10 protein-coding genes are annotated in these 24,178 nt (G+C 27.2%); 5 read left to right on the forward strand and 5 right to left on the reverse strand.

Annotated elements, in window-relative coordinates; all coding sequences use genetic code 11:
• Positions 1-45 precede the first annotated feature (45 nt).
• The gene (locus tag Q0J69_RS12735) at positions 46-15,426 is read left to right on the forward strand and encodes a hypothetical protein (RefSeq protein WP_366030661.1); all 15,381 of its coding nucleotides are present in this window, start codon (positions 46-48) and stop codon (positions 15,424-15,426) included.
• A gap of 244 nt (positions 15,427-15,670) precedes the next feature.
• Here the strand turns inward: Q0J69_RS12735 and Q0J69_RS12740 are convergent, their stop codons facing one another.
• The 5 genes from Q0J69_RS12740 to Q0J69_RS12760 are packed head-to-tail and all read right to left on the reverse strand — an operon-like array spanning position 15,671 to position 19,525.
• Positions 15,671-16,411, reverse strand: coding sequence for a hypothetical protein (locus Q0J69_RS12740; RefSeq protein WP_297208142.1), 741 nt, complete (start codon positions 16,409-16,411; stop codon positions 15,671-15,673).
• Positions 16,412-16,413: 2 nt separating this feature from the next.
• Positions 16,414-17,235: a hypothetical protein gene (locus Q0J69_RS12745; RefSeq protein WP_297208144.1), complete on the reverse strand. Its 822-nt coding sequence runs from the start codon at positions 17,233-17,235 to the stop codon at positions 16,414-16,416.
• A 55-nt stretch (positions 17,236-17,290) separates the two neighbouring features.
• Positions 17,291-17,725 carry a dUTP diphosphatase gene (dut, locus tag Q0J69_RS12750; protein ID WP_297208146.1) on the reverse strand — a complete coding sequence of 145 codons (435 nt, stop codon included), beginning with the start codon at positions 17,723-17,725 and terminating at the stop codon, positions 17,291-17,293.
• Between the two features lie 56 nt (positions 17,726-17,781).
• Complete coding sequence (locus tag Q0J69_RS12755) at positions 17,782-19,164, reverse strand: GntP family permease (protein ID WP_297208147.1); 1,383 nt, start codon at positions 19,162-19,164, stop codon at positions 17,782-17,784.
• 49 nt (positions 19,165-19,213) lie between these two features.
• Positions 19,214-19,525 (reverse strand): HPr family phosphocarrier protein, encoded by a 312-nt coding sequence (locus Q0J69_RS12760; RefSeq protein WP_297208148.1) that lies wholly within the window; start codon positions 19,523-19,525, stop codon positions 19,214-19,216.
• Between the two features lie 311 nt (positions 19,526-19,836).
• Between Q0J69_RS12760 and Q0J69_RS12765 the strand changes: the two genes are divergently transcribed.
• From Q0J69_RS12765 to Q0J69_RS12780, 4 genes are all read left to right on the forward strand, one after another.
• Positions 19,837-21,762, forward strand: coding sequence for a methyl-accepting chemotaxis protein (locus tag Q0J69_RS12765; RefSeq protein ID WP_297208149.1), 1,926 nt, complete (start codon positions 19,837-19,839; stop codon positions 21,760-21,762).
• Between the two features lie 450 nt (positions 21,763-22,212).
• Positions 22,213-22,800, forward strand: a complete 588-nt coding sequence (locus Q0J69_RS12770; RefSeq protein WP_297208150.1) for a hypothetical protein — start codon at positions 22,213-22,215, stop codon at positions 22,798-22,800.
• 10 nt (positions 22,801-22,810) lie between these two features.
• The gene (locus Q0J69_RS12775) at positions 22,811-23,224 is read left to right on the forward strand and encodes a hypothetical protein (RefSeq protein ID WP_297208151.1); all 414 of its coding nucleotides are present in this window, start codon (positions 22,811-22,813) and stop codon (positions 23,222-23,224) included.
• 126 nt (positions 23,225-23,350) lie between these two features.
• On the forward strand, positions 23,351-24,154 hold the full coding sequence (locus Q0J69_RS12780; protein ID WP_297208152.1) for a hypothetical protein: 804 nt from the start codon (positions 23,351-23,353) through the stop codon (positions 24,152-24,154).
• The last annotated feature ends 24 nt before the right edge of the window (positions 24,155-24,178 follow it).

A 24,178-nucleotide genomic window follows, 5' to 3' on the forward strand; every position in this document is an offset into this window, starting at 1 on the left:
TTCAGAACAGATCATTTTGAGTTCAGACATAGATTAGAAAAGAGAATGGATTATTTTGAAGACACTTGGTCTGACAGCGAAAAAATCAAGAGTTTATATGCTTCTGATATAAGGGAAGAATTAGAAAATATTAAATCAGAAACAGAAGAGAAACTTTCTGATTACTTTAATGATTTCAATTCTAAAGTTGAATCTATAAGCAGCGATTTATCTAATTGGAAAGAAGATCAGATATCAGATTTCAAATTAAGATTAGAAGAAATTGAAACAAATATAGACAGCTGGAAAAATAATAATATAAATGAATTATTATCACAGTTGGAAGAAGCTAAAAATAGTATAAACAGCTATTTAGAAACTTCAGAAGGAAAAAAAGAAGAGATATTATCAGATATACTTTCTAAAATAGAAGCTAAAGAGAATTCTATATATAAAAAAATAGATTCAAAAATAGAAGATATGGAAAATAGATTGTCTGACAGCATATCAAAAAACTTGAAAGAAGTACATGATATGATAAATAAATCCATATCTAAATATGATGAAGATATAAAAAATATGGAATATGAAAGAGCAGAAGAAGGAAATAAATTATTAGAAAATATCAAATCAGATTATGATTATTATTCTAATTTGATAAGCTCTGCTCATAAAGATTCATTATCTTCTTTATCAGATTATGCTAATAAAATAAAAGCAGAAATAGAGAAAGCAAGAAAAGAATCAGAAAATAAACATTTATCTAATGAGAAAAATTATATAGATGAATATTTGAAAGAGTATTCTGAAAAATTGGATGAAAAGATAGCTGATAAAGTTAATATATTAAATGACAGCAGAGATCAATTGGATGATATGATAAAAGAGTCATTTAATACATTGAATATTAATTTGAATAATGCTATAGCTAAATTCAATAAAGAAGCAGATATGAGAATAAATGAAACTGTTTCAAGATTGGAGGCAGAAGCATCAGACAGATTATTCAATTATAAAGAATATATGACTGAGCTAGAAACTCATTTAAGTTCTATTAATTCTAAAATAGATAATGAAATATATAATATAACTTCAGAAATATCAGATATGAGAGATAAATATAAAGAGCTTAGTGCTGAGTTTGAAGAATCATTAGATATGGTTAAAAATTCTATATTAGAAAGAGATGAGTTAGTAAATCTTCAAACATCAGATAAAGAGTTATTGTCATCAAAAATAGATGAACTAAAAATAGATTTTGATAATCTTAAAGATGAAGTATTAACTTCAAATACTTATGATATATCAGATTTGTTTGAGGAAGAAAAAGAAAAGATAGAAAAAGCCTTTGAAGATTTTACAAGTGATTTATTGTATAGAGTAAATGCTTCAGAAAGCGATATCAATTATTTGAAAGATTTAATATCAGAAGATAAATTATCATTATTAGAAAAAATAGATAATTTAAGAGAAGAATTAGATAATTTAAGAGAAGATGATACTGTATCACAATTAGCTTTGGAAAAACAGTCATTAGAAGATTCATTTAATTCACTTAAAAATGATTTCTCTAAATTGGAAGATTTGGAGAATAGTTTGCATGAATTAAAGAACAGCATGAATGATGCTGATAAATTCGAAGAGTTTGAAAGCAGAGTAAAAGGAGATATAGAAAGAAATCTAAATTATAATATAGAAACATTAAATAGAGATATGGACTCTATTAGAAACAGCATATCTAAATCTATAGATAAATCATCAGAGTTGGAAGACAGCATACTTAGAGAAAAAGAAGAATTAGAAAATAAATTATCTTCTATAAAAGAAAATTTGTCTAATGTATTAGGTGATAACGAAAGTGTTAAAAATTTATTTACAGAAGAAGTAATTAAATTAAATGAGTTATTCAATAATTTCAAAACTGATAATGCAGAGTTTAAAGACAGATTAGAAAAACGTATGACTTATTTTGAGGACACTTGGTCAGACAGTTCTAAAATCAGAAGTTTATATGCTGCTGAGATGAGAAATGAGCTTCAGGAGGTTAAAAAAGAAACAGAAGACAAATTTGCTGATTATCTAGATGATTTGAATAATAAGATCATATTAATAAATGATGATATATCAAGCTGGAAAGACAGCAATATTAATGAGTTGTTATCACAGTTGGAAGAAGCTAAAAATAGTATAAACAGCTATTTAGAATCTTCAGAAGGAAGAAAAGAAGAGCTATTGTCAGATATACTTTCTAAAATAGAAGAAAAAGAGAACTCTATATATGAGAAAATAGATTCTAAAATATCAGATATAGAAAACAAATTATCTGATGTAGATTCAAGACTTAATAATGATATAACATCTAATTTGGATAATCTCCATAATATGTTAAACGATGCTGTAGTAAAATATAATAAAGAGATAAAAAGTATAGAAAGCTTGCGATTAGATGAGAGCAATAAGTTATTAGAAGATTCTGAGAAACTTATGAACGATATAAAATCAGGCTATGAAAATTATTCATCATTGATAAATGAGGTTTATACTAATTCCTTGAATTCTTTGAGAGATTATTCAAAATTGGTACAGGAAGAGATAGAGAAAGCTAGAGAGGAATCAGAAAATAAACATATTGCTAATGAGAAAAACTATATAGATGAGTATTTAAAAGATTATTCTCATAAATTAGAAGATAAATTATCAGAGAAGATAAATATACTTAATGAGGCTAAAGAAGAATTAGATAATATGGTTAAATCTTCTTTTGATAATTTAGAATCTAATATGCAGGATGCTATCGCTAAATTTGAAAAAGAATCCAATGCTAAACTTTTAGAGGTTATAAGAAAATTAGAAAAAGATGCTCAATCTGTTATATTTGATAAAAATGAATACAGTAATTATTTAATAGAACAGCTTGGTATAATAAATAAGAAAATAGAAGAAGAAGTTTCAAAAATAAATACTGATATTTATGCTTTATCAGACAGAATTGATACTGATATTACTAATGATATTAATTCATTAAAAGAAAAATACGAATCTTTAAGCAGTGATTTTGATAATGCTTTAGAGATAGTGAAAAATTCTATATTAGATAAAGATGAATTAATAGAAATGCATAAAGCGGATAAAGATGCTTTAATTTCTAAAATAGACGGCATGAAAAATGAATTTGATAGCTTCAAAGAAGAAGTTATAAATCATAATAAGAAAGATATACCTGCTCTATTTGATGAAGAGAAAGAAAAAATAGAAAAAGCATTTGAAGAGTTTGCAAATGAATTATTAAGCAGAGTAAACACTTCAGAAAGCGATATAAATTATATAAAAGATTTAATTTCTGATGACAGAGCTTTAATATTAGAAAAAGTAGAAAATCTTAAAAATGAGTTATACTCTTTGAAAGAAGATGATACAATTACTCAATTGGTATTAGAGAAAGAATCATTAGAAAATTCATTCAATGCTATTAAAGATAATTTTGCTAAATTAGAGGAATTAGAGAATAATTTATATCAATTAAGAGATGATATGTCTGATTCTGATGTTAATTTAAGAGATGATGTTAAAAACTTATCTTCTAAATTGGAAGAATTAGAAGGAAGAATTAGATATGATATTGAAGATTATTCTAATGATATGAACAATATCAATTCTAATATAAGCACATTGCATGGATATATAGATGCTATAAAAAATAACATGCAGGAATCTATGAGTAAATCTTCTGAATTGGAAGACAGCATACTTAGAAATAAAGAAGAGTTAGAAAATAAATTGTCTTCTATAAAAGAAAATTTAATTTCTATAACAGGAAAAAATGATACTGCAGAATCATTATTTAATGATGAAATAAAAAGAATAGATGAGCTTTTTGATAAAGTTAATGATGATAATAGAGAGTTCAGAGAAAGATTAGAAAGAAGAATAGAATATTTTGAAGACTCTTGGTCTGACTCTGCTAGAATAAGAAGTTTATTCTCTTCTGATATCAGAAATGAAATAGAGAATGTTAAATCAGATACAGAATTAAAATTTGAAAATTCTATTAATGAATTAAAATCAAAAATGGATTCTATGGACAATGATATTGCTTCTTGGAAAGATGAATATATAAATGAGATTAATTCAAAAATAGACTCAGTAAATACTAACTTGAACAGCGTTAAAGATGAATACTTTAATGAATTGAAGTTAAAAATGGATTCTGTAAATACTGATTTAAACAGTGTTAAAGAAGAATATATTAATGAGTTAAAATCAAAAATAGATTCTATGGATAAAGATATTTCTTCTTGGAAAGACAGCAATATTAATGAGTTGTTATCACAGTTAGAAGAAGCTAAAAATAGTATAAACAGCTATTTAGAAACTTCAGAAGGCAAAAAAGAAGAGCTATTGTCAGATATACTCTCTAAAATAGAAGAAAAAGAGAACTCTATATATGAGAAAATAGATTCTAAAATATCAGATATAGAAAACAAATTATCTGATGTAGATTCAAGACTTAATAATGATATAACATCTAATTTGGATAATCTCCATAATATGTTAAACGATGCTGTAGTAAAATATAATAAAGAGATAAAAAGTATAGAAAGCTTGCGATTAGATGAGAGCAATAAGTTATTAGAAGATTCTGAGAAACTTATGAACGATATAAAATCAGGCTATGAAAATTATTCATCATTGATAAATGAGGTTTATACTAATTCCTTGAATTCTTTGAGAGATTATTCAAAATTGGTACAGGAAGAGATAGAGAAAGCTAGAGAGGAATCAGAAAATAAACATATTGCTAATGAGAAAAACTATATAGATGAGTATTTAAAAGATTATTCTCATAAATTAGAAGATAAATTATTAGAGAAGATAAATATACTTAATGAAGCTAAAGAAGAATTAGATAATATGGTTAAATCTTCTTTTGATAATTTAGAAAATAGATTTAATGATGCTGTAAGCAGATTTGAAAATGAAACTAATGATAAAGTTCTTGAAGCTATTGAAAAATTAGAGAAAGAAACGGAAGCTGTACTATTTAAAAAGTATATGAATGCTTTAGATGAGCAGATAAAAGCTATTAATGATAAATTAGAATCAGAACTTAATTCTGTAAGAGATAAGCATAACAGTTTGAGTAATGATTTTGATGATGCTATAGATATTATCAAAGATTCTATAATAGACAGAGATGAACTTATATCATTACATAATGAAGAGAAAAACACTCTAATAGAAAGATTGGACAGCATGAAAAATGAGTTTGAATCTTTCAAAGACTCAGTATTGAAATTTAATGATAATGTACCTGCTCTATTTGAAGATAAGAAAAATGAAATAGAGAAAGTATTTGAAGAGTTCACAAGTGCTGTTATTGAAAGAGTTGATTCTTCTGATGAAGAGGTTAATAGATTAAAAGATATAATTTCTTCTGATAAATTAGACTTATTGAAAAAAATAGATAATTTAGAAGCTGAAATGGAAGCCGCTAGAAAAGATAATACAATAGAACAGCTTGCATTAGAGAAAAAAGCATTGGAAGATTCATTTAATGCTATAAAAACTGACTTTGCTAAATTAGAAAGTTTAGAAAGCAATTTATATCAATTAAAAGAAAATATGTCTGATGTTGATGTAATATTGAAAGATGAGGTAAAAGCATTAGCTGACAGATTATCTGATTTTGAAAATAGAATAAAAGATGATATAGTCAGAGATTTAGATGAATATTCTGTTGAGCTTAATATACTCACTTCTAATGTTAGTAAATTAAGTTCAAGTATAGATGATGTTAAAACTCAGATAGAAGATACTATTAATAAATCTTCTGAATTAGAAAATACAATATCCAATGAGAAAAATGAATTGGAAAATAAATTATCATCAATTAAAGATGAATTAACATCAAATACTAAAAACAACGAAGTTATAGAAAATCTATTCAATAAAGAGAAAGATAAGCTTGCAAAACTTTTCAATGAAATAAAAGGAGATAATAAAGAGTTTAGATACAGATTAGAAAAACGCATAGCATATTTTGAGGATACTTGGTCAGACAGCAGTAAATTGAAAAATATATTCTCTACAGATATAAGAGAACAATTAGATAATATAAGAAACGATAATGAGATTAAATTTGAAAACTCTATTAATTATTTGAAAGATAAAATTGAGTCTATAGATAATAGTTTATCTTCTTGGAAGGACGGACATGTTGATGAATTAGTAAGACAGTTAGAAGAAGCTAGAGAAAGCATATCTAATTATTTGAAAGATTCAGAAGTCAAAGGAGAAGAGATAGTAAGCAGCTTATTATCAAAAATAGATGAAAAAGAAAAAACTGTATATGAAACTATAGAAAATAAAGTAAATAATATAGAGGAAAGATTATCTGTTATAGATTCTAAATTGAATGATGATATAAGTGTTAATTTAGAAAATCTATATAATATGGTAAATGATGCTGTAGCTAAATATAATGAAGAGATAAAAAATATAGAACATTACAGATTAGATGAAAATAACAGATTACTAGATGATATTGATAATGTAGGCAAAGATATAAAAGCTGCTTATGAAAATTATTCTAAACTTATAAATGAGGTTTATGATAATTCACTTAACTCTTTAAAAGAATATTCTAATTCTATAAAAGATGAAATAGAGCATGCATTGGAAGAGTCTGAAGAGAAACATTTATCTAATGAGAAAAACCGTATAGATGAATATTTGAAAGATTATTCAGATAAGCTCAATTCTCAAGTTTCTGATAAAATGAATGTTTTAGATGAGGCTAAAATACAATTGGATAATATGCTTAAAGATTCATTCGAGAACTTAGAAAATAGATTAAATGAATCTAAAATGACTATAGATGAATATTTGAAAGAGCATTCTGATAAATTAGAGTCCCAAGTTTCTGATAAGATGAATGTTTTAGATGATATTAAAACAGAATTAGACAGCATGGTTAAAGATTCATTTGATAATTTAGAAAATAAATTTAATGAATCAATGTCTAAGTTTGAAGATACAGCAAATAAAAAAGTATCTGACACTATAGAATCTTTAGAGAAAAAAGTTGATGAAGTAGTTTACGGAGAGAATTATATATACAAAATAGAAGATAAAGTTAAGGACTTCTATGGAAGAATAGATACTAAACTGCTTAATGTTGAAGATAAGTATGATGCTTTAGAGAGAAAAATATATGAATTAGAAAATAATCATTATTTAGACAGACTTGAAGATAAAATAAGAGATTTACATGAAAAGATAGATTCGAGAATATCAGGAGTTAATGAAAGATATGATTCTTTGAGAAAATCTTTTGATGATAAACTTATCAATATTGAAAGTGCTGTATTGAATAATGATCAATTACAGAAGTTGAGAGATGATTTCATTACTTTCAAAGATGATGTACTAAAAGCTAATAGAGAGGATATACCTGCTATATTTGAAAAAGAGAGAGAAAAATTTGAAGAGTCATTTAATTCATTTACGAATGATGTATTAGAAAAATTTGAAAACTCTAATTCTAATATAGAAGAGTTCAAGAATGCTGTAACTGATGAAAAAAATTCTATATTGGAAAATATGGAAGCTCTTAGATATGAGTTGGATGAACTTAAAAATAATGATATTTTAGAGGCTTTAGAGGATGAGAAAAATAAATTGGATGAAACATTCAACTCATTTAAAGAAGACTTTGAAAGACTTTATGATTTGGAAAGCGAAGTTTATACTTTGAAAAGCAATTTAGACGGAGTTGATGCTTCTTTAAGAAATGATGTTGATAAGCTGTTTGAAGAGTTATCAGAGTTTAAATACAATTTAGAAGATAAATTGGATACGCTTGAAGACAATACAGTTTCAAGAGATTTATTTGATGATGACAGAGAAAAATTATATTCTTTATATGATGAGTTGGAAGCAGGAAATAAAGACTTTAAAGATTTAATAGATAAGAGAGTTTCACATTTTGAAGATACTTGGGCTGATCCTAATAAGGCTTTAAAACTTTATGAAAATGCTATAAGACCTGAAGTTGATAAGTTTAAATCTGATCTTCTTTCTAATATTCAAAGCAAAGTTGATGATATAGAAAATAATTTATCAGTTTGGAAGGATGATAATTTGTCTATTCTATTGAATCAGTTAAAAGAAGCTAGGGAAAATATTGACAGCTTTATAGAAAGTTCTAAAGATAAGAAGAATGGTATAATAGCTAAGATGATAGCTTCTATTAAAGAAGAAATACTTGGAAAAGAAAGTGAGATAAATAAACGTCTTGAGGAAAAATTATTCTCTGTTAATGACAGACTTACTGATTTGGAAGACAGACTTACAGCTGATGTTAATAGATTTAATAATATGATTGCTGATGCTGTTAATAAATATGAAGAGGAATTAAAATATATAGAATCTTACAGATTAGAAGAAAATGAATCTGTAATGAAAAACTTAGAGAATATAGGAAGAAACATAATATCTAATTATGAAAATTATTCTAAACTTCTAAACTCTGCCTATGAAAGCAATAAAAATGCTTTGGATGAGTATTCAAACAGCTTAAGAATAGAAATAGAGAAAGCAAGAGTTGATACTAATAAAGGCTATATAGATTATTATCTAAATGAGTACTCTTCTAAAGTTGATGCTGATATAAAAGAAAGACTCGAGGAGCTTGAGAAAAATAAATATAATCTGGATATAATGATAAATGATTCATTCAGCAATTTGAATCAAAGCATAACAAATGCTGTATCTAAGATGATAGAAGAATCTGATTCTAAGTTCAGAGATATTGTAGACAGTTTGGAAGCACAGATTAATGATTTGATAGCTAACAAAGAAGAAGAAGTTGTTTCAAGAATAACATCTTATGAAACAGAGCTTAGAGATAAGCAGGAAGCTTCATTTGAAGAGATAAGAAATGAATTGCTAGGTTTGTATGATTCATTTAAAGAAAATGTAGATGCTGATGGTTTAGCAGATATTTCTAGCAGACTTAATTCTATAGAAAGTTCTTTAGAAGAGGTTAATACTCAATTAGAAGATAAAGCTAAAACTATTTTTGACAGAATAGATTTAGACAAAGAAGAATTGTATAACTCTATATCTAAATTATCATCAGAGTTTGAAGATTTCAAATCTAATATAGATGAGAGATTTAAAACACAAGTAAGCGACTTTATATCTAATAATGAACATATATTATCATTGTTCGGAGAGTATAGCGAAAAAATATCTTCTGTAACTAATATATTAGAGGATATAGAAAATGTTAAAGTATCTCTTATAGATGAAATAAACAAAGTAAAAGAAGAGATAGACAATAAATATTTAGGTATTACTAAAGATTTTGATAAATCTATAGATGAGATAAAAGATGCTGTATTGGATAGAAACAATATAATGCAGTATTATATCAATGAAAAAGAATTGTTCTTAAAAGAAGTTGAAAGATTAAAAACTTCTTTTGCTTCATTGAAAGATGATATATTGAATTCTACAGCAGAAAGTGTATCTAATTTGATTGATAATGAAAAATCTCATATACAATCTTCTATAGATGATGTATTAGAAACATTAACAGCTAGAATCGATAGTAATGATGATAGTATATCTAATTTAGAGGCTTCTTTATTAGAATATAAATCAATGATATCAGACAGAATAGATGAATTTAAAGATGATATTGTTTCTATAAGAGATAATCATAATTATGATGATTTAATTGAAGAGAGAAACAGATTGGAAGAATCATTTAATAATCTTAGAGATGACTTCTCTAAAATAGAAGATTTGGAAAATGATATAACTTCTATAAAAGATAAATTCAAAAATGTTGATACCAGCTTAAATGATGAGGTTATTAGATTATCTGAAGAATTAGAAGAGTTTAAAAATAACTTTAATAATATGAATTCTTCTGATGATGATAAAGTAACTCAGGAAGCAGTATTAGATATTTATAATGATTTCAAAGATTTGAATGATAGTTTTGAAGCATTTAAAGAATCTGTTATACCTAGATTATCTCATTTAGATAAATTAGAGAATAGAATAGATGAAAGCAAGAATGATATTTACAGAGAAATAAATAACTTAATGAGTTCTATGCCTAATAAAGATGAAATTGTTAAATTAGAAAATAAATTAGATCATATATTTAATAATTTCAATGACAGCATAATATCTGTTAAAAATGATTTAACATCAAGCATAGAAAATGATACTAAAGAGTTTAAAGACAGACTTGAAAAACGTATAGAATTCTTTGAGGATGCTTGGTCTAAGGAAGATAAGATTACAGAATTGTACGGCGATGCTATAACAGGCGGTTTTGAAGTATTAAAACAAGAATTAGAATCTCAATTCAATGGCTCATTCATAGAGGTTAAAAATAAAATGGATGAAATGGAAAAAGATTTGAATTCTTGGAAAGATTTAAATCTTGATTCTATAAATAATACTTTAGAGAAAGCAAAAGAGTCTATATCAGATAATTCAAACTATTCTGATATTGTTTCTATGATAGAAGCATTGAGAGAGGATATAGCTAATAAAGAATTAGAACTTGATTCTAAACTAGAAGAAGAAATTGCTAATATATCAATACATCTTAATACTTTTGAAGACAGAGTAAAAGACTTAGAAAATAGTCAAAGTTCTTTGTCTTCTGATATTGTCAGATATAAAGATAAATTAGATTCTATATTAAATGATTATGAAGATAAAGTAAAATCTAAAGTTATTAATCTTCATGATGCATTGAAAACCGAAGAGAAACATACTTTAGGATATATAGAAGATAATATAAGCTCTATTAAAGAAGATATAGACAGTTCTAATAAAGGAGTTGATGTAAAAATAAAAGCATTAGAATCTTATATAAGTAAGATAAATAATGAACTTAATACTAATACATTAAGACTTTCTAATGAGTTGGCTAAAGATAAGAAGGAATTGCTTGATACTATAGATAACTTGAAGAAAGAAGTTTATGATAGAATATCAAAAGAGGTATCTGCAAAAGATTTACAGCTTATCAATGACTTTGAAGAGTTTAAGAATAAAATAATTGATTCTGTTCCTAATATAGATGAGATTGCTGATTTATTTGTAGCTGAAAAAGAAGAAAGATATAATGAGTTTGAAGATTTCAAAAATGAGTTATTGAATAATCAAATAGATAATACAAATTTTGCTGAAAAGTTTGAAGAAGAAAAAGCAAAATTGATAGAAGAATTGGATCATTTCAAATCTGCTGTAAGAGTTGAATATATATCTGCTGAAGAAAGATTCAATGCTGTTAAGAAAGAATATTTAGATAATTTGAATAATATTTTTGATACAGAAAAAGCTAATTTACAAACATCATTTGATGAGATAAGAAAAGAAATAGCTAATTTGAAAGATGAATCAGTTTCTAAAGAAGAAATAGAAAAACTTGTAGAAACTTATAAGCAGAATATAAGCGACTCTATAGAAAATACAAAAGAAGAAGCTGCAGAAAATATTGAAGCTGGAAAATTTGATTCTTCTTATGTAGAAAAATTGATAGAGGATGAAAGAGCAAGAGTTAATGAAACTATAGAAGCATTCAAGAAAAATATAGAAGAGAACTACTCTACTATAGAAGCTGTTGCTGAGGTATTATCTAAGGAGCAGGAATCTGTTGAGAATAAACTTTTAGAGATGAAAGAGGAAATTCTTAGAGATATGCCTACTATAGAGAATGTCGGACAAGTATTCTTAGAGGAAAAAGAAAATCTTAGAGATGAATTAAAAGAAGATTTTGTATCTTTAAGAAATGAGATATTAGGTTCTGTACCTACTCATAATGATTTGGCAAATATGGCTCAGCAGTACAGTGCTAGAATAAAAGATGATTTCCAAATATTAGAGCAGGATTTCTCTGAAAGCATAAAAAGATATAAAGAAAATATATCTAGAGAGATGACAGAGTTTAGAAATGAATTCGATGACAGAATGGTAAATATCAAAGATTTAGCTGAGGCTTTGCAGACTGAGAGAGAAAGATTAATGTCTGAAATAGATGATATTAAGCTTAAATATGAAACAGGAAGCATATATTCTGATGAGGCTTTGAATTCTATAGAGGGAGATAAAAACAGACTCATAAATGAGTTTATGAACTTTAGAAAATCTATAGTAGAACTCATAAAAGAACAAGATGAAACTATGAGCAGATTCAATCAAGAGAAAATAAATATGATTGACAGTATAGAAGCTCTTAAAAATAGAATCTCATTCGATATGATAAATAGAGATGAAGTTCTTTCTATGATTGAAGATGAAAGAAAGCAAATAGTTGAAATGTTTGAAAGCATACAGAATGATTCTATGGATACAGATTTAAGATATCTTACAGATTCATTTAGAGATGATATCATAAAAGTATTTGAAGAATCTAATGATGAGTTTAGAAAACGCATTGAAGCTAGAATAGAACATTTTGAAGATGCTTATGCTTCTGCTGATAGAATAAAAGAATTCTACAAAGATGCTATAGTTTCTGAAGTTGACAGTTTAAGAAATGAAGCTGTTAATATGCTGTTAGATATCAATAGAAAAGTAGAAAGTACAAGAGCCCAAATAGATGAATTAGAAAAAGATAAAGTTAAAGGCATAATAAGCAGAATAGATGATGCTGAAAATGATATTAATTCTTTGGTTAATACTATAAAGGCAAGCATAAAAGAGCAGGAAAATGAGCTTAGAATGTTAAGTCAGTCTCAAAAACATATATCTCAAGAGGTTGAAACTGTACGCAGAGAAAGAGAAGCCTTAATGGATATGGTTAAAAACTCTGACATTAATATACGCAATAAAATTGACAGCTTGACAAGTGCTGTTGTTGAGGCTGCTAATATTGCTGCTAATAAGATAGCTGAGAAAGAAGCTGCATTCAGCAGTAAGGTAAAAGAGGCTGAAGAGTATATAGATTCATTAGAAAATAGAATAATTGCTGAAAATAATAATACTTTAAGTAAAGCTAAAGAATCTATTGATGATTTGGTTGCTTCATTCAATGAATCTGTTATTAAAGAAACTAGTGAGCTAACTCCTCATATAATGACTACAGTACAAAACTTCATAAATAATGAGATGAAGAAGTTTGAGAAGTTTTCAGATGTTAGAAGTGCTATAGAAGGTATTGAAAATGATATTAACAATAAAATTACAGATGCCTTCAATAATATGAATAAAGAGCTTGAAGATAATATAAGCAGCTTTAAAAAGAAAATAGATACATACCAAGAAGAGTTTATGGGTGAATTAAAAATGTCTATTGGTACAGAGGGAGAAAAAGCAGTTGATGAAATTAAATCAATGCATAATGAAGAGGTTGCTAAGTTAAAAGAAATGTACTTAACTACTGAGAAGTTCTATACTAACAGACAAGAGAAAAACCATGAAGATTTCTCAAAATTGTTTGAGGATACTTATAAAGAATATAATGAAAAAATAGAAGCTTTACATGCTGAATTGGATGATACTAAAGTTCAAATAAGTACTTCTGTTGAAGATGTGGTTTCTGATTTGAAGCAGGCTTTGAGTATAAAAGATGAGTTTATTACTTCTGTAGAAAATAATAAAGAAAAACTACAGGCTGTTGAAGAACAGATGAACAATTTGCAAAATGAGTTTGCTCCTTCTATAGAGAGATTAAAAACTATTATAGAAGAAAAGGCTTTGGAATTACAGGATAAGATAAATATGTATTCTGAAGATATAGAAACTCAGGGTGAAAAATTCAATACTAGATTAGAAGAGTTATCTGAAGCTGCTAAATCTACTATAGAAAATAAAGTTGAAGAATTTGATGCTATAATAAATGATGTTTCAAGTAAGATGGACGCTTTATTGGAAGAAAAGAACTCTCAATTTGAGGCTTTGAAAGCTCATTATGAAGGTCTTTCTGAATCTTTGACAGCATTAAAAGATTCTATATCAGAAGCTGTTAATGTTAGAATTGCTGAAGCAAATAGCATTATAGAAGAGAATGTTCAAAATATAGAAGAGGCAGCAAATGAGAAATACGAAAAATATATTGCCAGACTTAATTCTAATTTAGAGCAGACATTATCGCTTCTTATGAACGATGCTAAGGAACATATACATGCTGCTAAAGAAGAGATAATAAAAGCTCATAGTGATAATTTGGATGAATATGATGAAAGAATTACTGGCATGAAAAATATTGTTTCTGCTTTAGAAGAGGATGTTGCTAAATATTCCAGCGATATAGAAGCAAGACTTGAAAGTATTAATTTAAGTTATGATGAAAAAACAAATGTTATACTTAAAGATTTTGATAATAGAACAGAGAATTTAAAAGAGAAATTAAATGATGCTGTTGAATCTATTGATAAAATGCTTGAATCAAAAACTAATGATATTAGTTTGGAATATGAGGCTATGAAATCTAAAATAGATGATATAGCTTTAGACATTCAAAAATATATGAATACCGTTAAAGTATTTGATAATGCTAAAGAGATGGCAGACTCTATAAAAGATGATGTTGCTAAATTGAATGTATTAGTTGGAGATACTAAGTCTTCAGCTGTAGAGATGAATAAAACTGTATCAGAGTTTGAAAACTTGAAGAAAATATATCAGGATATATTAGAGTATTCTAAAAATATCAAGAGAGAAAAAGACAGCTTGAAAGATACTCAGGAAAAAGTAAATATGATTATGGAAATGTCAAGCGATATTCAGGACAGATTTGTTCAAATATCAGAAAATAATTCTATGCTTGAAGATACAGAAAAAGCCATACAAGTTGTTATTGATATAGCATCTCAAATAGAAAATAAACTTTCATTTATTAAAGATAAGGAAGAATATGCTGATGATATATTAGAACAAATAAGAAAAGCTGAGATAGAAACAGAAACTATACTTGAGAGAGTTGACAGCATAAAAGCTGCTATGGTTGATGTTGAAGATACTAGAAAAGACTTTATGGATAAGGTTTACTCTTTAGAAAGAGATATGGCTAAAATAGAGAAAAATGATAAGAAAGTTCAGGTGTTCATAACAAAATTAGAAGAACTTAATATCATTATAGAAGAGATACAAAATCAGAGAGAAAATCTTGTACGCATGAGAAATCAGTATAGTGATTATGATAAGAATATACTTAAGAATTTGGAAAGAGCTGAATATGTTGTTAGAGCTTTAGAAACTTTACTTGATGATGCTGATAAATATATGTCAAACAGCGGAGTTAAAGTGGCTGCTAAGAAATCATCTAAAGTAGACACTAAGAAAGAAGAGTTTATAATTAAGATGTATAAAGAAGGCTGGAAGCCTGAGGAGATAGTTAAAAATACTTCATATTCAAGAGATGAAGTAGAAAAAACTATAAAGGCTTGGAAGAATAAGCAGTCAAGATTATAATAAGGCAATCGGGATATAGTATATAAAAAGATAGAGGCTATGACTATAATAAGTTATAGCCTCTATTATTGCATAATATTTATGAAATGCATATATTAGGCTGTAAATTATTTACTTATATACCACGCCCTTTTGTTAATATTATTCAATTTGAATTGTTGATGCTGTTTATATTAGATGTTTAATATAAAGAAACACACCTATTAGATTTTTGAATTTTATTATGTTTTTATTTTAGAGTTTATTATATTCCCCACCACTGAGAAGCATCAGCCTGATAAGCCCATCTGTATGCATTGGCAGAAGTTATCCATATTTTAGCAAGCCCATTTCCGCCAGTTTGTTTGAATATATAAAGTCCATTAACAGCATATACAGCATCAGTATCGAATGAACTGTCATTGCTATTTGTAACTACAACTACGGCATTAAAGTTAGTCTGATATCCGAAGTATTGAACTCCCCATCCGCCTGTACATGTAACTAAACCATTTGCCACATTAGCAACAGTTTGTGTGTCAGCAGTTAATGCAGTACCATTGCCTGTACCTTCTGGTCTAGGTATTACTGGAAGTATTGTACTTATTGGGGTTTCTATATATTTTTTATCTACTAGATCATTAGTTCCATAAGCAGAAACAGCTATGTAATACAATGTTCCATTAGCAAATGTGTATGTGGGGATTTGTATTACAAAATTAGTTCTAGTATGATTTGAACCAGCTATAGTAGGATATCCTCCGGATGCATTTTTTATTGCATCTGCAGGCTGATTGAAAGAATTAGCAGTTCCTGCATATAAATTAAATCCAGCGAAATCTGAAGCTATTACTCCAGACCAGAAACTTATATAAACAGCATTATTGCTTGCTATAGCCTTTATTTCATAAGGAGCATTATACTCGTCTACTATTGTTATAAGTTCTTCATTACAGGAAGTAAATAAAAAGATTGATGATATTATAAATGCTAATATTTTTTTCATAATTAATAACTTAATATATTGGCACTAGGCTGATGACAGTAATCTACTACAGCACTTGCAGTACCATTAACACTCCTTACATATATTTTTCCATAATATGAATTTCCGCCGTCTGTTATTCTTATTAAATAAAGTCTATTTGCAGTTACCTGTAATTCTCCAGTTCCATATCCGCTTTGAGGAGGCACTACAACATCAGTCAAAGAAGTAGCAGCAACTCTCATCATGCTTCCTCCGCTTACATTTCTAAAAACTAATTGTCCTCCGCTTGTGGTTATAGTTGCTATATCTCTTCCTGTACCGTTTATTGTTGTATTTACACTAACAGTTTGATTTAACATTTCAGGTCTTGGCGTTCCCATTTTTACAAAATTATCATAATAGTAATAACTTTCTAATTGAGGGGTTATCTGATATGATGAAACCCATACATATATTGGTATGCCATTATTTAGTTCATAACTTGTTAATGTATTTACTTCAGAACCGCCTGTAGAATAGTAATCACCTATTTTTATTGTGTGGCTGTACTTTTTAACAGTTGTAAATGGCTTTTCTGTTATTGTAGGCAAATATTTTTGCTGGCTGTATAGCTTATACTTTCTAGGGTCTGTACTATCACCAAAATATATATTATAACCGCTGAATGAAGGCTCATTATTCTGTGCCTCAAATTCTACGGTTAATTGATTATCTCCTGGTATAATTTTGGTTATATATGGCTGATTTAATTCCAATGTTATTCCTGTAACATCAGGCAAACCGCATGAAACCGCAGATAATATCAACATTAGAATTAAAAATATTTTAAATATACTCTTCATAATCTATATTATACAAATAAATATAATAATATCAATATATTAATTAATACTTTTTTTATTTATTTGTACTTCCAAATCCGCCCTCGCCTCTTTGTGTATCAGATATAGAATCTGTTTCTTCAAAACATATTTTTTCTACTTTTGCAAATACCATTTGTGCTATTCTATCTCCATGATTTATTGTAAAAGGCTTATCAGTTAAAGATGCTAGTATAATTTTTAATTCTCCCCTGTAATCACTGTCTATAGTTGCTGGAGAATTAAGACAGAATATGCCATTTTTTAATGCTAATGAACTTCTGCTTCTAATCTGTGCCTCATATCCTTCTGGTATCTCTATAAAAAGTCCTGTAGGTACTAATACTATATCATTTTTATTCAAAATAATTGGTTCTTCTATATTAGCATGCAAATCTAAACCAGATGAACCTTCTGTCTGATATTTAGGCAATGGATTTTTTGATTTATTTATTACTTTTATTTTTAACATTACTTTTTCTCCAAATGAATATACTTTTATTTAATTATAAGAACTCAATAATAAAATCATCTGAATAAAAAAGCAAGTATCATTATAATAATAAATGCTGTAATTCCCTGTACAAAAGTGGCTAATGTTCTAGCTTTATATGCATCTTTAACTGATAAACCTGATAATTCTACAACAATCCAGAAATAGCTGTCATTAGCATGAGAAGCTATCATAGAACCAGCTCCTATTGACATTAATACTAATACCTGAGATATAGTAGTTGTAAATCCTAATGTATTTAATAGAGGTGCAAAAAGAGTAGCTACAGTAACAACTGCTATAGTAGAAGATCCAAGCATTATTTTTAAAGCAGATGCCATTATAAAAGGCAGCAATAAACCTATATTTAAAGAAACAAATATATCTCCTAATTCAGGTATTATTTTTGCAAGTTCAGTAGATTTTAATACTTCAGCAAAAGCACCGCTTGCTCCTACTATTGCAAGTATACTTCCTGATGCCCTTATACCATCTCCTATCCACATTGATATTTCTTCTTTATTAAATTTATGAGTAAGAAGTAATGAAAATAAGAAGCCTATGAATAATGCCATAGAAGGCTCGCCTAAAAATATAAATATATTCTTTACTAAATTATCATTAAGTGTAAAAGAATCGAATCTTACAATGGTACCTATAGCCATTAATATAAGCGGTACGAATATTGGGGCTAATGCTTTCCATGCAGGCGGAAGAGCTCCTATATCACTTATTAATGTTTCATAAGTTGGAGATTTATCAGGATAATTAGGCTTTTTTATATATTTTGATATAAATATTCCATAAACAGCACCTACTAAAGATGTTGGTATTGCTATTATTAGACCTATTAAAATTACCGTAAGTAAATGTGCTTCCAAACCGAATAAATTAACTACAGCAGCAGGACCTGGTGTAGGAGGTATCAAAGCATGCGAGGCATAAAGTCCAGTAGATAAGGCAACCGATAATGCAACAGGAGAAGCTCCGCTTTTTTTAGCAACAGCTTTTCTTAATGGTGAAAGTATTAAATATCCAGAGTCACAGAATACTGGTATAGAAACTATAAAACCTAATATATTCATAGCCAAAGCAGGATGAGATTTGCCTACAATTCTTATAACTATTTCCCCAAGCTTAAGGGCAGCTCCAGACATTTCTAATATATTACCTATAATACTTCCAAGTACTATTATTATACCTACATTTGCCAAAGCATAGCCGAAACCCTTACCTATTGATGCGGATATTTCTGTAATATAGTTTGTTTCTTTATTAGTAGGGATATGCAAAGTAAATGCTAAGAATATAGCAACCAGTAGCATGGCTATAAATGGATGAACTTTAAACTTTATAGTTAAAACCATTACAACAATTATAGATATTGCAAGCATAGCTATTACAAAATAACTAATCATTATATATCCTTTTGTTTTTATTCATATAATATGATATTAGATTATTTATTTAGTCTTCTTCTGGAACTTCTGCGTGAATATATCCTTCTTCAAAGAATTCTATTAATTCTTTTTCTGCCTCTTTAGCTGTTTCAAGCATGCCGTCTTCGTATTCTATTTCTAATATGAGATTGGCACCCTGAAATGCTCCAAGCCCCATTATATTGAATACACTTTTGGCATCAGCTCTAACACCATTATAAAGCAGGAATATACCTATATTTGAATAATCGCTTTTACTTGAAATTTGTGATAAAACGCCTGCAGGTCTTAGATGCATACCGTTTTTACTTTTGATTGTAACTACATTTGTTAATGTCATTAATTATCCTAATTTTTAATATATCTATATTATAATATATTTTTTTATATTTTTCAATATAAAATATTTGCATATATAAGCTATAAAATGATACATATATTTTTATAGTTATTTTATATATTATTCTGTATGATATGAATAGAAGTTATTATGCATGAGTAAAATATATGCGTATGTATTGATAAGTTTTTAGAATTATATGAAAAAATGTATATTAATTATGTATTTATGATATTATTTTTTTATTTTCTTGAAAAACACTGCATTATACAATATAATAAATTGTATATAAAAACTATTTAGGATTTATTATGAAATTGCATAGTTTATCTTTTAAAATACCTTTCGTTATATCTATAATATTAGTTATATCTTTAATATTATTAATAAGCATTATTATGGCTTTATCTACTAAGTCTGTAGAAAATATGGCTAAAAAGGTACTTGATACCGCAGTAAATTCGTACTCTGATATGGTTAGTTTATATTTTGAAGAAAAAAATCTTGTAATGGATTTATATGCTCAGGATACCAATATAGTAAATTTCTTGAAGAACCCTACTCCCGAAAATAGATTATTGGCTGAAGAATCATTGAAAAGATTTACTAGAGAAGTTACGAATACAGCAATTTTTTATGATTATTCAATAGCTGATTTTAATTCATCAGTATATTTAGATTCACTTGACGGAGTGCTGTCAAATATTAACTATGGTAAAAATTCTGAAGACTGGAAAAGATTTGAAAGTACAGGCTATAATTTTGGAGGAAGGGATTTAGTTCAGCCTTTATTTTATGATTATATGCATCCTATATATGTTGTTTGGAAAGGTATAAAAGATGAAAATGGAAAAGTATTAGGCGTTTTAACTACTGCTATTAATTGGGGAAAATTTTTGGATGAGTATATAACTAAGGCTAAGATAGGAGAAGTTGGAACTATAGGAATAATTGATAAAAACAGAAACATAATAGCACATACTGATACTAACAGACTTTATATATATGAAAGTGATATAGGTTCTGATTCAGGAGGTGCTACTTATGAGAGAAAGAGAAATACTATAAGACCTAAAGAAGATGCTTTTTTCCAGCATATATTAAATACAAAATCTGGAATATATCATTATGAAGATGATAAGGGAGAAAAATTTATAGCATCTTATAAACCTATAGATAATACAAGCTGGTATTTAATAGCAAGCTCTACAGAAGCTGTAACATTTAAAGACATACATAAGTTACTTTTTGTGAGTATAATAATTTCTATTGTGATACTTGCATTTACAATTTTATTTTTTGTATTTTACAGTAAAATTATGCTTTCCCCTCTTAACATGCTTGCTGATGAAGCTGCTAGAATGGCAGACGGATATATACTTCTTGGTACAATAGATCATAGATTAGAAAGGAAAGATGAGGTTGGAGCTTTAATTGGAAGTTTCAGTAAAATGAAGCATTCTATAAGGGAGATGCTTTATATTGCTGAAAATAATATAAATGAAACTAAAGAAAATGTTCATCAAATGTCTTACGGCAGTTCTACACTTTTGGAAAGAACAGAACAAAGCGTATCTGATATAGCATCTGTTGCAAGTTCTACAGAAGAAATAACATCAACAATACAGCAAACAACTGCCAATGCTGAAAAGATAAATGAAATGATGAATGAAGCTAAAGTTATAGTAGAAAATGCATACACTAGTATAATAGAAACTGCAGAAATGGCAAGGCTTGTATCAGAGGTTTCTTCTAAGATTGGTAGTATAACTAAGTCTATCGAAGACATATCTATGCAGACTGGACTTTTGGCTTTAAATGCATCAGTTGAAGCAGCAAGAGCTGGAGAACAGGGTAAAGGTTTTGCTGTTGTGGCATCTGAAGTTAGAAATCTGGCTCAGACTTCTTCCGTTTCTGTTAAATCTATAATAGATTTAATTAATGAAAGTAATGAAAAAATAAAAAAATCTGAAAAGTCATCAATAGAGTCTAAAAAACTTTTTGAAGATATTAAAATTAAAATAGAAGAAACTTCAAAAATAATAAATGATTTTTCTATATCATTAAAAGAACAGGAATTAGGTATTAATAAGATTAATGAAAACATGTCCCATATAGAAAATACAACAAAGGCTAATGAGGAGTTTATTGATTCATTGAATACTTTATCCGAATCATTGAAGCAGAATGCTGATAGTATAGAAGATGCTATGTCTTTCTTTAAGTTCACAAAATAGTATTTATTATGATTAAGATTATAAAGAAGATATCATATTTTTATGGTATCTTTTTTATTGCCATATAAAATTTTATTAACATACCCCGCCCATTAGATTTTGTAATTTTGTTTTTCAATTTTAATTAAAATTATATTTACTGTTTGATTATAAATTATTAGCTCCCGCCCTAGCTTTGAATTATATTAATAATCTCATTAACGCACGGTTAGTTAATTATTTTATTTTTGTGAAATTTGAATTATAAATCAGTTTTATTTTTTAGCTTCATTCTGCGTGCGGTTAATATATTTATCTAATTTGTATTTAAATTAATATTTTCTGTAAGTGTTATTTTTTAAACAGATCTTTTTTTATGTGTATAAACATATTAGTTTTTATAAAAACACTTGACTTTTATGTTTTTTTCCTATAATAATTAATTATAGGAATTTATTTTGGAGTTTATTTATGCCGTTACCAGTAATAGCAATAGTTGGTATTGCAATTGGAGGAGCTTTAGCGTTGATTGGAGTAGGAGGTATTGTATTTTATCAAGTTGATAAGAATGCCCCAGCAGATTTAACTATTTTATTGATAGGAGAAAAAGAAGCAGGAAAAGACACATTATTTCATGTATTAAAAGGAGATGGATTTCTTAAAGAACATAATGTAATACTTAATTATGAAACTATAATGGCTAAAGTGAAAACTAAAACGAAAAAGATAAAGATAAAAATTATTAATACAACAGGCAGTGAAAGTTCGTTGAAAGATACAGAGGAAGCTAAATCTCTACATCATGATATAAGATGCTATGTATTTGATTCAAGAAAATTTTATTCAAATGATAATGTAGTAAAATTAGATATAAAAGATAGTATTAATGATTGTATGGAAAGAAATATTATTTTATTAACTATAGGTACCAGAGGAGATGAAGTAAATAATAAAGAAGATATAGAAAATGAGGTAAAATCTTTTGGCTCTAATTGTAAAATATTTGAATTATCTAAAAATCCAAGAGAGGATTTGATAAAATATATATTTAAAATTTAAGGAGGAGTATATGGTAATTGCATCAGTTGAAAGTAAAAATGCAGGTAAAAATGAATTAGTTGAAAATGGTATACCATTAAATGTAGATGATATTGAAGTACAAAAAAAATGGAATTGTCTGCTTGAAAGATTACCGCATAAAAGTTATGTCAAAGATGATATTTTTCAAATTAATGAAAATGAGATTCTTTGCAGAATGAAACATCCTGAAAAAGATCAGGCAGGAAGAAATAGAATAGTTTATATTGTATGGGACAAAGAAGCATCTGATGAAATGATAAAAAAGACTGTAGAAACTATAGGGCTTAATTATGACAGCTTTTTAAAATTAAAGAATACATTTGATAAAAAAAAAACTCAAAAACTTATGCTGATAGCTTTGATAGTAGTAGTTTTAGCAATAGTGATTTTGATATTAAAGTAAATAGTAATGTTATTTTATGTGCTGTTGGAGTAGGTTTAGTTAGTTTGGGAGCCATATTCATTATTAAATCTCTAAATGAAAATAAATCAGAAGAGGATTTTTAATTAACTATATTGAGGTGATAATATGTTTGATAAAGATAAATTATTAATAGTGGACGAGCAAACAAAATTTAGTATGGAAAGAAATCCCGTCAAAACATCTGCTGTAAAAGGTCATTTTCAGGTATGTGAGCTTGGCAGTGAAGAGTTAAAAAATATTTATGTTAAAACTTTACATGATAAACCTTATCCTCTAATAGATAAGAAAGGGTATTTTGTTGAAAGTAAATTATATGAAAATGTTTTCTATCCGTTAGAATCTTTTAATGAATGTTATGAAAAAGATTTAAGTTCTATAATAACTCAGATAGCTTTTAATATGGGAGCTCAGTCAGTTTCTATAATTTCTGATACAAAGGAAACTAAAGTAAGTGAAAATAGCAAATCTTTTAAATCTAATATTGATGCTGATATACTCGGTTACGGAGGCAATGTAGGTTTTAATCATGGTAAAAATGATAATTCTGATAATAAGATGAAAAAGTCATATAAGTATGCTGCCAATATAAAGGGTAAATCTTGTCTTTCAAAAGAAGATTTTAAGAAATGGATTGAGGATGAAAAAATAAATCTTTATGAGATTAATTTTATACAGCCGTATATTGACCGTTTTTTAATTGATGGTCATTTAGAAGGGGTTTTTAATCAGGAAGAAGTTAGTTTAGAATATAGTAAAAATGTACATGAAGAATATACTTCTATTAAAGCTGCTTTTGATGGAAGTGCCGTTCCTAATTATATAAAAGTGGGTTTGGGTATAGATTTCAATAAAAATGGAGCTTCAGAAAGAAAATGGGCTAAATATTTTAATATACATATAGAATTTTAATTTATCAAAAATAATAAAAAATAA

This window comes from uncultured Brachyspira sp. (assembly GCF_944388875.1).
Lineage (GTDB): Bacteria > Spirochaetota > Brachyspiria > Brachyspirales > Brachyspiraceae > Brachyspira.